This window comes from Pseudomonas sp. C7.1, from assembly GCF_056312395.1.
In genome coordinates this window covers 3,465,211-3,478,724 of the sequence record NZ_JBWDTL010000003.1, presented here as the reverse complement: position 1 = coordinate 3,478,724, position 13,514 = coordinate 3,465,211, and the positions used below count along the sequence as shown (strand labels likewise).

General features: G+C 59.2%; 14 protein-coding genes. 9 read left to right on the top strand and 5 right to left on the bottom strand.

The window, feature by feature from the left end; genetic code table 11:
* Positions 1 to 22: 22 nt before the first annotated feature.
* A complete protein-coding gene (locus AC0T4W_RS19595; RefSeq protein ID WP_476321855.1) occupies positions 23 to 271 on the bottom strand; it encodes a hypothetical protein in 249 nt (82 codons plus the stop codon).
* A gap of 149 nt (positions 272 to 420) precedes the next feature.
* Here AC0T4W_RS19595 and AC0T4W_RS19590 point away from each other — a divergent pair, with 149 nt between their 5' ends.
* Complete coding sequence (locus AC0T4W_RS19590) at positions 421 to 1,386, top strand: integron integrase (RefSeq protein ID WP_476321853.1); 966 nt, start codon at positions 421 to 423, stop codon at positions 1,384 to 1,386.
* A gap of 168 nt (positions 1,387 to 1,554) precedes the next feature.
* On the opposite strand, the gene AC0T4W_RS19585 is transcribed toward AC0T4W_RS19590, so the two are convergent.
* A complete protein-coding gene (locus AC0T4W_RS19585) occupies positions 1,555 to 2,517 on the bottom strand; it encodes a LysR family transcriptional regulator (protein ID WP_476321851.1) in 963 nt (320 codons plus the stop codon).
* Positions 2,518 to 2,675: 158 nt separating this feature from the next.
* Here AC0T4W_RS19585 and AC0T4W_RS19580 point away from each other — a divergent pair, with 158 nt between their 5' ends.
* The 4 genes from AC0T4W_RS19580 to AC0T4W_RS19565 all read left to right on the top strand — a co-directional run bounded on the left by AC0T4W_RS19580 (position 2,676) and on the right by AC0T4W_RS19565 (position 5,492).
* Complete coding sequence (locus AC0T4W_RS19580) at positions 2,676 to 3,851, top strand: MFS transporter (RefSeq protein ID WP_476321849.1); 1,176 nt, start codon at positions 2,676 to 2,678, stop codon at positions 3,849 to 3,851.
* Between the two features lie 91 nt (positions 3,852 to 3,942).
* Entirely contained in the window at positions 3,943 to 4,512 is a 570-nt protein-coding gene (locus AC0T4W_RS19575; RefSeq protein ID WP_476321847.1) for a hypothetical protein, read from the top strand.
* A gap of 22 nt (positions 4,513 to 4,534) precedes the next feature.
* Positions 4,535 to 4,906: a hypothetical protein gene (locus AC0T4W_RS19570; protein WP_476321845.1), complete on the top strand. Its 372-nt coding sequence runs from the start codon at positions 4,535 to 4,537 to the stop codon at positions 4,904 to 4,906.
* Complete coding sequence (locus AC0T4W_RS19565; RefSeq protein ID WP_476321843.1) at positions 4,899 to 5,492, top strand: SCO family protein; 594 nt, start codon at positions 4,899 to 4,901, stop codon at positions 5,490 to 5,492. Before AC0T4W_RS19570 ends, AC0T4W_RS19565 begins: the two co-directional genes overlap by 8 nt.
* Before the next feature lie 418 nt (positions 5,493 to 5,910).
* Here AC0T4W_RS19565 and AC0T4W_RS19560 read toward each other — a convergent pair whose 3' ends face one another.
* Positions 5,911 to 8,286: a penicillin acylase family protein gene (locus tag AC0T4W_RS19560; RefSeq protein WP_476321841.1), complete on the bottom strand. Its 2,376-nt coding sequence runs from the start codon at positions 8,284 to 8,286 to the stop codon at positions 5,911 to 5,913.
* A gap of 114 nt (positions 8,287 to 8,400) precedes the next feature.
* On the opposite strand from AC0T4W_RS19560, the gene AC0T4W_RS19555 reads away from it, so the two are divergent.
* Positions 8,401 to 9,456: an AraC family transcriptional regulator gene (locus AC0T4W_RS19555; protein WP_476321839.1), complete on the top strand. Its 1,056-nt coding sequence runs from the start codon at positions 8,401 to 8,403 to the stop codon at positions 9,454 to 9,456.
* 34 nt (positions 9,457 to 9,490) lie between these two features.
* On the top strand, positions 9,491 to 10,276 hold the full coding sequence (locus AC0T4W_RS19550) for a substrate-binding periplasmic protein (RefSeq protein WP_476321837.1): 786 nt from the start codon (positions 9,491 to 9,493) through the stop codon (positions 10,274 to 10,276).
* Here AC0T4W_RS19550 and AC0T4W_RS19545 read toward each other — a convergent pair whose 3' ends face one another.
* Entirely contained in the window at positions 10,277 to 10,849 is a 573-nt protein-coding gene (locus tag AC0T4W_RS19545) for a DUF6436 domain-containing protein (protein ID WP_476321835.1), read from the bottom strand.
* A 121-nt stretch (positions 10,850 to 10,970) separates the two neighbouring features.
* Here AC0T4W_RS19545 and bipL point away from each other — a divergent pair, with 121 nt between their 5' ends.
* On the top strand, positions 10,971 to 11,903 hold the full coding sequence (bipL, locus tag AC0T4W_RS19540; protein WP_476321833.1) for a phospholipase BipL: 933 nt from the start codon (positions 10,971 to 10,973) through the stop codon (positions 11,901 to 11,903).
* A gap of 117 nt (positions 11,904 to 12,020) precedes the next feature.
* On the opposite strand, the gene AC0T4W_RS19535 is transcribed toward bipL, so the two are convergent.
* Positions 12,021 to 12,788, bottom strand: coding sequence for a hypothetical protein (locus AC0T4W_RS19535; RefSeq protein WP_476321831.1), 768 nt, complete (start codon positions 12,786 to 12,788; stop codon positions 12,021 to 12,023).
* Positions 12,789 to 12,890: 102 nt separating this feature from the next.
* Here AC0T4W_RS19535 and AC0T4W_RS19530 point away from each other — a divergent pair, with 102 nt between their 5' ends.
* Positions 12,891 to 13,514 carry a 2OG-Fe(II) oxygenase gene (locus AC0T4W_RS19530; protein ID WP_476321830.1) on the top strand — a complete coding sequence of 208 codons (624 nt, stop codon included), beginning with the start codon at positions 12,891 to 12,893 and terminating at the stop codon, positions 13,512 to 13,514.

The window sequence follows — 13,514 nt, the reverse complement described above, 5'->3', positions numbered from 1 at the left end:
TGAACCAATTGTTAGGCCTCCATTAGCTATTGAGAACTGAGTGGTACTCAACATCTAAGGCGCTCCAGTGTTGACCTTTTACATCTACATAAATAGATGTGCCATCTTTTTTGGCTGGATGAGAGGTAGGATTTTCTTGAAGTATTACATCCCTTGCAAGCAACTCTTTGTCATAAAAGAAAGTTACCTGGCAGATGCTCCCGTCCTCTAGCAGAAGACCAGCAATATCTTCGTTGTTTGGGGATATAAGTTTTATTTCTGCAGCGGGCATATGGGTTTCCTAGAGTCTAACGTTAAATAGACACCAAATGGTGTGATACCTCTGCTGCATTTGGTGGATAACCTTCCTTGTGCCCTTTGCTATCTCTATCTAGGCTGAGCAATGCAGCGGTCGGGTGACCGTATAAGGAGTTATGCACCATGGATGGCAAGCCTCGTTTGCTCGATCAGGTTCGTGAGCAGATTCGTTTGAAACATTACTCGATTCGCACTGAGCGAGTCTATTGCGAGTGGATCAGGCGATTTATTCGTTTTCACCAGTACCAGCATCCGTCGGAAATGGGGGCGGCGGAGGTGGAGGCTTTTTTGTCTGATCTGGCGGTGCGGCGCAATGTGTCAGCTTCGACGCAGAATCAGGCACTGGCGGCGTTGCTCTTCCTTTATAAACAGGTGCTTAAACTGGAGTTGCCCTGGCTGGGGGAGGTGGTGAGAGCGAAGAAGCCGCAGCGTTTGCCGGTGGTGTTGAGTGTCGAGGAAGTGCAGGCGGTATTGGCGCAGTTGCAGGGCGAGCTATGGTTGATGGCCAGTTTGTTGTACGGCTCGGGCATGCGCTTGATGGAGGTGGTGCGTTTGCGGGTCAAGGATGTGGACTTCTCCAGCCGGCAGATTTTGGTGCGCGATGGCAAGGGGGCGAAGGATCGAGTTACGGTTCTGCCGTTGCGTTTACTTGAGCCGTTGAAGCGTCAGTTGCAACTGGTGAAGGCACTGCACAATGCGGAGTTGTTGGCTGGGCGTGGCGATGTGTATTTGCCTGATGCGTTGGCGCGCAAGTACCCCAAGGGGCCTTGGGAGTGGGGCTGGCAGTATATGTTTCCGGCGCAGGGGCTGTCGGTCGATCCGCGCAGCGGTGTGCAGCGGCGTCACCATGTTGATGAGAAGCGCTTGCAGCGGGCCTTCAAGAGTGCGCTCAGGGCTACAGGGATTGCTAAGCTGGCCACGCCACATACGCTGCGCCATTCCTTTGCCACCCATCTGCTGGAGAGCGGTCAGGATATTCGCACGGTGCAGGAGCTGCTTGGCCATGCGGATGTGAAGACCACAATGATCTACACCCATGTGCTCAATCGCGGGGCCTTTGCCGTTTTGAGCCCCCTGGATCGCTCATAAGACCACGCGGTGGCTTCAGCGGTAATAGCTATCCCAGCGCTTGTTGCGAAATTTATTGTGGGGCGCGAGCTGTTTTCTCAGGGCGAAGAACGCCGGCGTGTGCGGGTAGGCACAGATCGACATAAGGTGCAGCAAAATGAGTGAGTTGTTTGCATCGCCCTTAATGGGTCACCGAGGGAAATTAACGATTGGAACCAGGTTTTCCGCCCAGGTGTGATGAGCATTTTCTCCCATAGACTCTAGGGCGGAGGTCATAAACTCAATAAATACCCTGACTTTGGCCGGCAGGTAATCGCGTTTGGGATAAATCGCAAATACGCCATTATCCGGCTGTGGAGGTCTGTAGTAGGGATAAAGCGAAACCAAAGCCCCGCTGTCCAGGCCCTGTTTCGCCAGAAAGTGCGGAAGTTGGGCAAATCCCAAGCCGTCTGCGCACATATGCGCCATGGCCTCCCCGTCATCGGTGATATGCCGTCGCTCTAATTCAAACGGCAGGTATTCGCCGTGATGGTTCGGTAGATATATGGGCTGGAGCTGTTTTGTCTCCTTGATACGAAAGCCAATCCAGCTGTGTCTGTAAAAAACATCGGCGTGCTGCGGTGTGCCTTGCGCGTCTAAGTAATGCGGTGATGCGCAGATCAGAAAGTCCATTGGGCTGAGCCGTCGGGCCACTAGGCGGCTGTCTTTCACGTAGCCGGTACGCAGGGCGATATCAATGTCGTTTTCTATCACGTCGGCGTGTAAGTCATTGATCTCAAACTCTAGTTGTATCTCTGGGTAACGCTGGCAGAACGCGTGTAGCAGGGGACGCACATAGAGGTGGCCGTAACAGGCGGCCGAGTTGATGCGCAGGGTGCCGCAGGGCGAATCATTCAGGTGTCGCAGTTCGTCTTCGCAGGAGCTGAGGTCTTGCAGCAGCTTGCGTACTGTGTCGGCATAGTTCTTTCCTGCCATGGTTATGCGCAATTGCCGGGTGGAACGTTGAAACAGCGTCAGCTTCAGTTGTGCTTCCAGGCGGGCGATGGCCTTGCTAACGGTGGACGGGTCGCTGTCACAAATCTTCGCCGCTGCTGCGAAGCTGCCGCCATCACAGGTGGCCAGGAATATTTCTAATAAGCGCAATTTATCCATGACTTAGTGGCACATGCAGTTTGTCTATGGGCGGAGCGTAGCATGACAACTCGTGAATAGTATTCACGACTCATAGGGCGGGCGACCTATTTTCTTATGGTTGGCGCAGCATAAGAATTCAACAACCAGCGACAACCAACCCATTTGGATGAGGCGCTATGTTGAATAATAAATCCACCAATAATTTGTTTGTTTATTTGGCCATGGCATTTGTCACCATGACCGGACTTTCCTATATCAATTTCCTGCCGGGCGTGGTGAGTGCGTTAGCCGGTGCTATCGGCTTTAGTGATGTTGAAGCCGGGCAGATTGTCGCGCTCAACGGCTATGGTGGTTTGCTTGGTAGTACACTTGCGATTTTTTTGGTACGTCGGATTCGTTGGCAATTTGCCGTTTTTATAAGTTTGGCAGTGTTGGCCTTAATTGATAGTGCCAGTGTCTGGATTGATGCCTACGAGACAATGCTTGTTTGGCGGTTCGTTGCCGGGGTCTTTGGCGGATTTAGCCTGGGTGTTGCGTTTGCCGTGCTTGCCCGGTTGGGCAACCCTGATCGGGCCTTTGGCAGTTTGTTATTTATACAGTTCAGTGTTGGTTCTCTGGTTATTTATCTGTTGCCAACGCTTGAAGCGGCCATCAATGCGCATGCAGTGTTTTATGTCATGGCCGGCTTGGCGTTGTTGAGCCTGCTGTTTGTTCTTCTGTTGGCAAAAGTCCCGCTTAACCACTATTCAAACGGGTACTCCGCGTTGTCGCCTGGGGAATATCGGTCTGCATTCCTAATGCTTTTGGCGATCATGCTCTATCAAATTGCGGCCAGTGCGATCTGGGCATATGTTGGGCTGATTGGTCTTGCTGCGGGTATCGCCGCAGATCCCGTCAGTGCCTATATTGCGGTCACAGGCTTGCTGGGCCTGCTAGGCGCGATGGTGCCGGTGATTAATGGCACGCGTTATGGCCGTTTGCCTTGGTTGTTGGCAGGTGTCGCATTGTCGGTACTGGCTGCGCTACTGTTGATCTTCTCGGCGCACAGTATTCTTTATGTGCTTGCAATGGCTATGTTGTTTATATCTTGGCCTGCAGTGCAGTCGTATTTACTGGCAGTTACTGCAGCACTGGATGGCAGTGGCAGACTTGCAACTGTTGCCGCCGTTATTTCGTTTGTTGGTTTGGCGACAGGGCCATTGTTGGCTTCTGGGTTGCTGGATGACGGTAATTATTCAGTAATGCTTTTCACCTGTGCGCTGATATTTCTGCTGAGCGGTTTTTGTCTGCTCAAGCCGGTGCGTGCCCAAGAGCCTTCGAGTACGGGAATACTATTGTCTGAATGTAAGTGAGCAGCCGAGACGTATGCCTGTACTAATCGCCTATGTGTCTATAGGCGCCTAATTGACTGCCTGATTAAACTCGCTAAAGGGGAGGTGTAAGATGATTCGTTATGCATTTAATAAAATGTTGCTGGGATTCAAGCATCGTTATAACTACGACGTGGGTTATCAGCAGGATATTTTGCAGGCAGACTTGCTGGCGTTTCTGAAGTTTATGGGTTTGCAAACCATGTCTGCACACGCGGGTGAGCTGCCTGTCGGGCCGCTGTACGCCGCGAGAATACGCGCGATTATCTGGGATGATTGTGGGCCGTGTACGCAGTTGGTGGTCAATATGGCGCTGGAGGCGAAGTTGGAGCCGGCGCTTGTGCGGGCGCTAATCGATCGAGATTTGCATAATCTGCCCACGGACCTCGCCTTGGTGGTGCGTTTTACTGAGCAGGTTCTGGCGCATAACCCCGAGGCGGACGAGCTGCGTGAAAAAATCCGGGCCTTGTGGGGTGATAAAGGGCTTATCGCCATTGCTTTTGCCATTAGCTCATACCGGGTTTACCCGGCCCTGAAATACGCCCTGGGCTACGGTAAAGCCTGCAGCCGGATTCAGGTCAATGAGTCATTCCTGAGCCCCAGCCGTGAGTCTGTTTTGGTTGAGGGGGTAAAGGGTGTTTAACACATACATCACGCCAATTGCCGTGCTGCTCGGCCTGGCCGCATTGGGCAACGGTGTCTTTATGACGCTGGTTCCTGAAACCTGGTATTGGTTGGTGCCTGGGGTGCCGGACCGGGGGCCGTTCAACCAACACTTCTTGCGTGACATCGGCATGCTTTACATGCTGATCGGCGTCGCGTTTATCTATGGGGCGATTTACCTGCGCCATAGGCTGACATTGTGGTCGATGCCAACGGCCTGGCTAGTGGGCCACGCACTCTTTCATATATGGGAGGTTTTTGTTGGTATCTGCGGGCCTGAATCGCTGCTTGAGGATTTCGCCGGTGTAACATTGCCGGCCCTGGTGGCGTTGGGGCTGCTTTATTCGAGCAGCAAGGGCCGGGCAGATGAGTAGGCCGCTACTGGCTCTGCTGCTGCTCAGCGTGGGAGTGGCGTTGGGCGCAGGAGCGACTTTCGTTGTCCCCCGTCCGGCTGTGCCGCAAGCGATAGAGTGGCTGAGTACAGCGCGCAGTTTGGCAACGTTCAGGCTTGAATCCGATCAGGGCGCATTTACCAATCAGTCTCTGACAGGGCGCTGGACCATTGTGTTGTTTGGTTTTTTACACTGTCCGGAGATATGCCCGACAGGGCTGACGCAGATGGCAACGTTAGCGGCTCGTCTGGGCGAACGTGCGGGCGGAACCGACATCGCCTTTGTATTCATCTCGGTTGATCCGGGGCGCGACTCGGTGGCTGAGGTGGGGACGTTCGTCAGGCACTTCGACCCGTCATTGCGCGGGGTGACGGGAAGCGAAGAGCAATTGGCTCGGCTTGCCAGCAGCCTGGGTATTCAGTTTGTAGTTTCACCTGCTCCGGGTCGTTATACGGTTGCTCATTCGCTCACTTTTTCAATTGTGGACCCGCAAGGCAACTTCACCGGGCGCTTCCGTCCGGGGTTTGATGCGATCCAGCTGACAAGGGAGCTGAGTTTCAAATTCTGATGGAGCAGCGCGAGCATATGGTTTCCCACAGAAAGCACGAGGCCTGGCCACTGCTATCACTGGCTTGAAATCAGTCTGCCGGGCTTTGCCGCAGTCGATAGTAAAGGCTATGTACCCATTGCGTGTTGTGAGGCGATAAACCGTAGGTTGGGTTGAGGAGCAAAGCGACGAAGCCCAACGAGACATGCCACTGCCTGTTGGGCTTCGCTGCGCTCAACGCCAACCTACCCGCATGCGCTCGCCCCGACTCGCGTCGGGGTGCACGGCGCGCACTACCCATGGCATGCAACACCTAACTGGTACATAGCCATAGTAAAACCCACTGGCATTGGCCGGCGTGGCGATGCTCATGCGCTCGTTTGGTGCCGCCGACGGTGAGGACGGGGCTGACCAGGGGAGGGCTCAGGCTTCTGGTCGCTTATGGGCGAAGAATCAGCTGGCTGCGGCTATTGGCCTTGATCGCCTCGGCATCCAGGTGCATGGGCACATACTCGCCGCGCATATAGCGCTCGGCCTGGTCTTTATAGTGCTTATCGAACAGCACGCCACTTTGCCCGACGGGGTTGATGCCCAGCGCCGTGCTGGCGTCGGCCATATCGATCAGGCGACGGGTCGAGGGGCCGTAGACCACTGGCCAGGGCGCCGGGCCGACCGAGTGTGACAGGTTGTTCGGCGTTTCATGGCCGCCCGGTGCGGAGAATGGGCCGACGTTGAACAGTTTATCCAGCGGCTTCTGCTGGCCCAGCGGATGGCTGTGGGTGAGGGTATGGGCGCTGCCCCAGGCCCATTGAGTGGCATCGTTACCCAGGGTGTTGCGCAGATGTGCAAGGCTGGCCTGCCAGGCGGTTTTTACGGTATCGGATCGGCTTTCTACTGCGTCGCTGCCGCGTTTGTCCCACCAGGGCGAGCTGGCATCGGCGGCCAGGCGCGGCAGGGCGCTGTCGAGCACGCGGGTTTGCAACAGGTTGGCGAAGAAGGCGTCGCCCAGCTCGTCGGCCATTGCTGCAAATGTCAGCTGATAAACCAGCTGGTTGAACAGCGTGGCAGCGGTGGCATCGAGCGTGTGTTGGCCATCCCAGCTCAGCAGTTGCTCGACCAGCGCTTGCTCCTCGCTGCCGTTGGCGGCGGCGCGCAGGTCGGCGGTCAGCGGAGCAAGCAGGCGTTGTGGGTAGCCAGTGCCAGGGTCGAGTTGCAGGGCCTGGCTGTTGTTCAGGTCCCACTTCACGCTGTTGTCACTAAGCCGCTCGTTTAGGCGCTGGCCACGGTCGGCCAGGTTGTAGTAGCCGGGAATCGCCATGCCGGTCGGCGACAGGGGCTGATAGTTGGCCGAGAGGATATAGCCGCGCGCCGGGTTTTCTTCCTGTGGGTTGGCGCTGAAAGGGTAGTAGCCATCCTTCTCCGCCTCGCCGCTGGCGCCGTCGAGGATAAAGCTCGGGTTGACCCCGGCCGGGCGGCGCGGCAGTTTCGCCGCCGCCCACCAGCCGATATCGCCCGTGGCATTGGCCCACACCACGTTCAGCCCCGGTGCCTCGATATGCTCGACGGCTGTGCGGGCCTGCTCCAGCGTGGCGGCGCGGTTGAGCTGGTAGAAGCCGTCGAGGATCGGGTTCTCGGTTTCCAAAAACGCCCACCACATGGCAATCGGCGTGCTGCCGACGGTTTCACCGAGAGCGCTGTTGATCAGTGGGCCGTGTGGCGAGCGGCGAATGGTCAGGCTGACCGGCGCGGCGTCCTTGACGGTGATTTGCTCGACGCGGCTTTGCAGCTCGACCCACTGGCCGCGATACCAGACCTGGTTGGGATTGGCCGGGTTGGTTGTCTCGGCGATCAGGTCGAGGTCGTCGTTCTGGAACATGGTCAGGCTCCAGGCGAAGTCGCGGTTATGGCCCAGTGATGCCACCGGGTTGAGCGCCTGGTGGTGGCCGTACAGGCTGAAACCGGGGTAGCTCAGGTTGGCCTCGTACCACACCGACGGCACGGCGAAGCGGATATGCGGGTCGCCGGCCAGCAGTGGCTTGCCGCTGGCGGTACGGCTACCGGATATGGCCCAGGCGTTGCTGCCCTCGAACTGCGGCAGGCCGGCATTCAGCAGCGCGGCGTGGCTCAGCTCGGCAATGGCGTTGAGGTCCTGCCAGTCTCCGGCGGCGAGGTTCTGCCCGACCACGCCCTGCGGGTGCCAGTCGAGATCAAAGACCTTGAGGTGGTCGGCGCCCAGTTGATCGCGGATATGCGTCAGCACCGGCTCAGTACGGAAAGCCGCCGCAAAGCTGTAAGCCATATAACCGGCAACGCTGAGGGTGTCGGCGGTGGTGAACGGGCGCTTGTCGATGCCCAGCACGTCGAACTCGATGGGGGCTGGGTGGTTGGCCTGGTACTGGTTGATGCCATCCAGGTAGGCCTGCAGCGCCTGGCTCGCCGGGGTATTCATGTCCATCTTCGCCGCGTAACGGTCGGCGTGCTCGCGAATGCCCAAGGTACGAAATAGGCGGTCGGTGTCCACCAGCGTGCTGCCGAGAATTTCCGCCAGCTCGCCACGCGCCAGGCGCCGCAGAATTTCCATCTGGAACAGCCGGTCTTGAGCGTGCACATAGCCCAGGGCGCGGTACATATCGGCCTCGTTCTGCGCCTGGATATGCGGCACGCCGCGCTCGTCGTAATCCACCGTGACCGGCGCCTGCAGTGAACTCAGGCTCAGCTCGCCAGCGCGTTGCGGCTGCTTGCTGTCGATATACCAGTAAGCGCCGGCGGCAGTGGCGGCGACTAATACGGCAAGGACGGTCAGGGTGCGTTTCATGGATGTTCCTTGTTATAGGTTTTATCAGCGCCGCCATTGTGCGGACGGATTGCGGTGCTGGCATTGACCAAATACGGCAAGAGTGAAAGTCTTTGGTCAATCAAAGGAAGGTGTATGAATCAGGACCCGCATAACAGCATCGCCAGCGCGCTGACCCATTCCTCGACCCTGCGCCGCTTGCTGTACGAGGCGCTGGCGGAGCTGGGCCTCGACCCAACTGACACCTATCGCCAGGCCTATCAGGGTGTGGTGCTGGCGCCGCCGCTGCTTAATGCTCGCGAGGATCACGACAATGCGCCGCGCTTCTGGCAGGCGCTGGCGGGCATCAGCGGCGATGTGGATATCGGCCTGCATCTGGGCGAAACCATGCAGCCACGGCCGCTGGATGTGGTGGGTTACCTGCTGCTGGCCAGCCGCGACTTGGGCCAAGCACTGGAGGGTTTTGTGCGTTTTCAGCACATTCTTTCCGGTGGCTTTGCCGCGCGCCTGGAGCTGGATGGCGAGCATGTGCGGCTGATATTCGACCTCAATTACCGTGGCGTTGGCTCGCTGCGCCAACAGATGGAATGTTTGGCGCTGTTGCTGCAGAAAATGCTGGCGAGCATCAACAACGACGGCAGTTTTCGCCTGACCGGGCTGGATTTTCGTCACCCCGCACCGCGCCGGTTGAGTGAGCATCGCCGCCTATTTGGCCTGCTACCGTGCTTTGCCCAGGCGCATGACGCGCTGATCTTCCCGCGTGCCTGGCTTAGCCGGCCATCGCGCAGCGCCAACCCACGGTTGTTCGCGGTGCTCTGGGCGCAGGCCGAAGTGGAGCTGGCGGAGCTTGAGGAAAACCAGTTGCTCAACCGGGTGCGCTACTGGCTGGAGGTCAACGTGGGCGTGCAGCTGTGTGACCTGCCGCGCTGCGCCAAGGCTTTGGGTTACAGCGTTGGCAGCTTGCAGCGAGCGCTGGCCGAACAGCAGCAGAGCTTTCGCCAACTGCACGATGAGGTCCGTCGCCTGCGGGCCCAGGCCCTGCTCGACAGCGGCCTGGCCATTCGTGAAGTGGCGCGAGCCTGTGGCTTTGCCGAGCTGTCGCCGTTCTACCGCGCGTTCAAACGCTGGCAAGGTGCGACGCCGCAGGGCTTTCGCCGACAGTCGGGTGCGGGAATGGCTCGGCCAGACTGATCTAGCCTTTCTACACAGACCTGAGGTAGTGGTTATGTGGCGAATGATGGCAAGTGGAGTGTTGGCGCTGCTGGTGATGCCCTGCCTGGCGGCGCTTCCGGTGCAGATTTGTCTGGGCGACAGCAACGAGTGGCCGCCCTTCACCTATTGGCAGCGCAGCGATGGCGAGGTGGACCGCAGCCGTTTGACCGGGTCGGCCAGCACCTTGGTGCTGGAGATTCTGCAGCGTTTGCAGCTGCCCTATGAGGTGCACTACATGCCCTGGGCGCGGGTGCAGCAGGAACTGGCGGATTTTGCTGAGAAGGGCCGCTGCGAGCTGACCTGGGATGCCAGCTACAACGCCGAGCGCGCTGCCTACGCGCATTACAGTGCGCGCCTCTATGCAACGCGGCTTGGGCTGTTCTATTCCGCTCAGCGTTTTGCCGAAGTGCCGTTACCCGCCTTGCTACAGAACCTGCAGCCGTATCGGGTGTGCGGGGTGATTGGATACAACTATCAACCGTTTGGCCTGGGCGAGCCGATCCAGCGCTTCCCCGGCATTCAGCAGAACCTGGATATGCTGCAGCGTCAGCGCTGCGACTTCTTCCCCAGCGAGATTGAGCCGTTATATGGCGGCCTGGCACTGGGTATTTATCAGGGGCATGAGCAGCTGCGGCATGTTCCATTGGTCGCCAATAAGGAGTTTTTCCTGCTGGTCAGCAAGGGCTCTGCGCGGGGTGAACGTCTGGTCAGCCAGTTCGATCAGCAGCTTAAACAGCTGCAGGCCAGCGGTGAGGTGCAGCAGATCTTTCAGCGCTTTACGCCGGATGGTCTGAAGTAGTCAGTTGCTCTGCCAGTCGCAGAAACAGCCCACCGCCAAGGTGTTGCTGGCGTTCACCGGGCGTTCTTCAATCAGTGCGTCGAGAATCGGCTCGATAAAGCTGTTGCTTGAGGTGCAGGTGGCGCCTTCGCTGTACGGGCCAAAGTAGGCCAGTTGGCCGTTGCGGTCCCAGATTGCCACCGCCGGGCTGGCAGGGATTTGTGAGCTGCCCGCCAGTTCGGCCAGAGGCTGTAGAGCGCTCAGAGTGCTGGGTAGTTGGCCGCTGCTGCCGGGCTTTTGTACGGCATAAAAGCTCACGCCCTGGGGGCCGAAGCGTTCGATCAATTCTGCCAGGTGCTGTTGATTGCCAATATTGCACGGGCAGGCGGGGTCCCAGAAGTGCACCAGACGGATCGGCCCCGGGCCGGCCAGTTCTTCTGGCAGACGCAGTTGTTCACCGTAGAACAACGCGGTCTGTTCGCTGAAACTACGCAGGTAGCGCGCCTCGTACCACCAGTAGGCAGCGAGCATAGCGGCGGCCCAGAGCAGAATCAGCAAGCTGGCGAGAAGGGTCTTGCGCGTGGGTCGAGTCATCGGCGGTCTTCAGCAAACAGGCGCGCAGCTTGCCATGACTGGCGCGACAGCTGAATATCCGCAGCCTGATTGCATGAGCCTGGATGGCTTGTCACCACCCCGCATGATTAATGGAAACCCTATGCCAGAGCCGTTTCAGCCGGAAAACCTGATTGCCAGTCTGCGACCCTTGGCCGCAGCCGTTGCCCTGTCACCGGCCGAACAGGCATACCGGCAGTTCTACGGCTTCAGCGACGCGCTGGCGAAGCGCAGCCGCATGGGCACGATTCAGGCGGCTGGCTACCAGGTCGCCGTACAGGCCTGGTGGCCTGAGCAGCCGCGCGCAACGCTGGTACTGCTGCATGGTTACTACGACCACGTTGGCTTGTATCGCCATGTGATCGAGTGGGCGTTGCGCATGGGCTTTGCCGTACTGGGTTTCGATCTGCCGGGGCATGGCCTGTCCAGCGGCGTGCGCGCCAGCATCGACGATTTTGCTGAGTACCAGAGGGTGCTGCAGGCAGTGCTGGCTGAAGCCGCCGCGCTAGAGTTGCCGCAGCCCTGGCATCTGTGTGGGCAGAGCACCGGTGGGGCGATTCTGATCGACTACCTGCTGACCGGCGCACCGGGCGCGGAAATTGGCGAAACCATTCTGCTGGCTCCACTGGTGCGTCCGCGCGCTTGGGGTTGGTTGCAGCTCAGTTACCGTGTGATGCGCAACTTTGTCAGCGAGATTCCCCGGCGTTTCAGCGTCAACTCCAGCGATGCGGCGTTTATCGACTTTGTCCATCACCAGGACCCCCTCCAGCCGCGCAACCTGCCGACCGCTTGGGTCGGCGCGCTCAGCCAATGGGTGCCGCGCATCGAGGCAGCGCCGCGCAGTGCGCGCAGCCCGCTGATCATTCAGGGTGAGGCAGATATGACCGTGGCCTGGCAGCACAACCTTGAGGTGTTGCAGGACAAGTTCGCCGCCCCGCAGATTCTGCGTCTGCCCGAGGCGCGGCATCACCTGGCCAATGAAGCGCCGGCCTTGCGCCAGCGCTATTTCGATTTTTTGACCGAGCGTCTGGCGTAGGTTGGTATTGAAGGGCAGCGCGACGAAGCCCAACGACTGCAACGGATCGTCGAGCGGAGTGTCATGCACGCCATGTTGGGCTTCGCTGCGCTCAACACCAACCTACGTGGATTTGGCTCAGATCCCGCGCGGTGCCGGGGCCAGTGCTGCACTGCTCTGACCAACGGCCAGGCCGCTGCGGATGGCGGCCAGCGCGGCCTGGTAGTAGCGCTTGCCGGTTTCTGACTGGGCAAAACTGACAAATTCCTCCAGCTCCGGATCACTCAGCTCGCGGTAGACGTGCAGCAGGGTGTTATCCAGATCCGCGCCGATCTGCTCCATCAGGCGCTGGCGCTGACCATTGAGCATGGCATGGGCGCTGTCGCCACCGAGCAGGCCGGGGAGCATCTGGCTCAGGCTGTCGGCGGCCACACCGGCCAGCGCCAGGCTAACCTCGGCGCCGGCTTCTTTGGCCGGCAGGGCCTGGGCCAGATGGCGGATCAGCAGGCGGCGGGTGGCGCTGGCTTCACTGCGCGGCAGGCCGTTGGCGTAGCGTGCCAGCTGATCACTGCGGGTAGCGAGCAGTTCGGCGTCGACAACCTTGCGGCCCAGTGGTGACTGGAAAAACTGCAAGGCGCTGCTTGGCTCGCCGAGGCTGTCGCGCAGTCCCTGTTGGGTCCGTTGATCCACCGCAGCGGCGGCAAAACGCTGGTTGCTGTTATTCACCAACGCCTGGTGCACCGCCGGTGGCAGGCTGCTGCGATAGCGTTCCTGGGCGGCCTGCAGGGCATCGCTGAAATGCATGCGCTGCTGCGGCCAACCGGCCGCTTGATACAGCTGCAGGTAATCGTCGGCGAGGGCGGGCAGGCTGAGCAGCAGGGCCAGTACAACGGAAAGGGCGCGCATAGGGACTCCATAGGGGGCGGCTATTTTCTGCGGCATAGCGATGCTTGTCGAGGTTCGGCGAGGCTGTGAATCAATCGATCACAGGCTGGTAGAATCGCCGGCATGACGACTGATACCCACACCGCCTGCCTGACCCGCATCGTTGACGACCTCGCCGAACACGGCTGGTCGCTGCAACCGCAGTTCATGCCACAAGCTCTGACCCTCGAACTGGCCGAAGAGTGCCGTAAACGTGCCGCGCAAGGTGCATTGGCACCCGCCGGCGTCGGCCGTGGCGCGCAGCAGCAGATTCGCGAAGGGGTGCGCGGCGACCATATCCAGTGGCTGGAAGCCGGCCAGGCTGAGGCCTGCGATCAGTACCTGCAGGCGTTTGATGAGCTGCGCGTGGCGCTGAACCAGGGCTTGTATCTGGGCCTGGAGGACTTCGAGGGGCACTTCGCCCTGTATCCGCCGGGCGCGTTCTACCAGAAGCATGTGGATCGCTTTCGTGATGATGATCGCCGCGCGGTGTCGGCGGTGTTCTACCTCAACGAGGACTGGCAGGCTGAGCAGGGCGGCGCGCTGCGTTTATATCTGCCGAATGGCGAGACCCGCGATGTATTACCTCAGGCTGGCAGCCTGTTGCTGTTTCTCTCCGCCGATATGCCCCACGAAGTATTGCCGGCCACCCGCGATCGGCTGTCGCTGACCGGCTGGTTTCGCCGGCGGGGTAATGGGCCGCTTTAG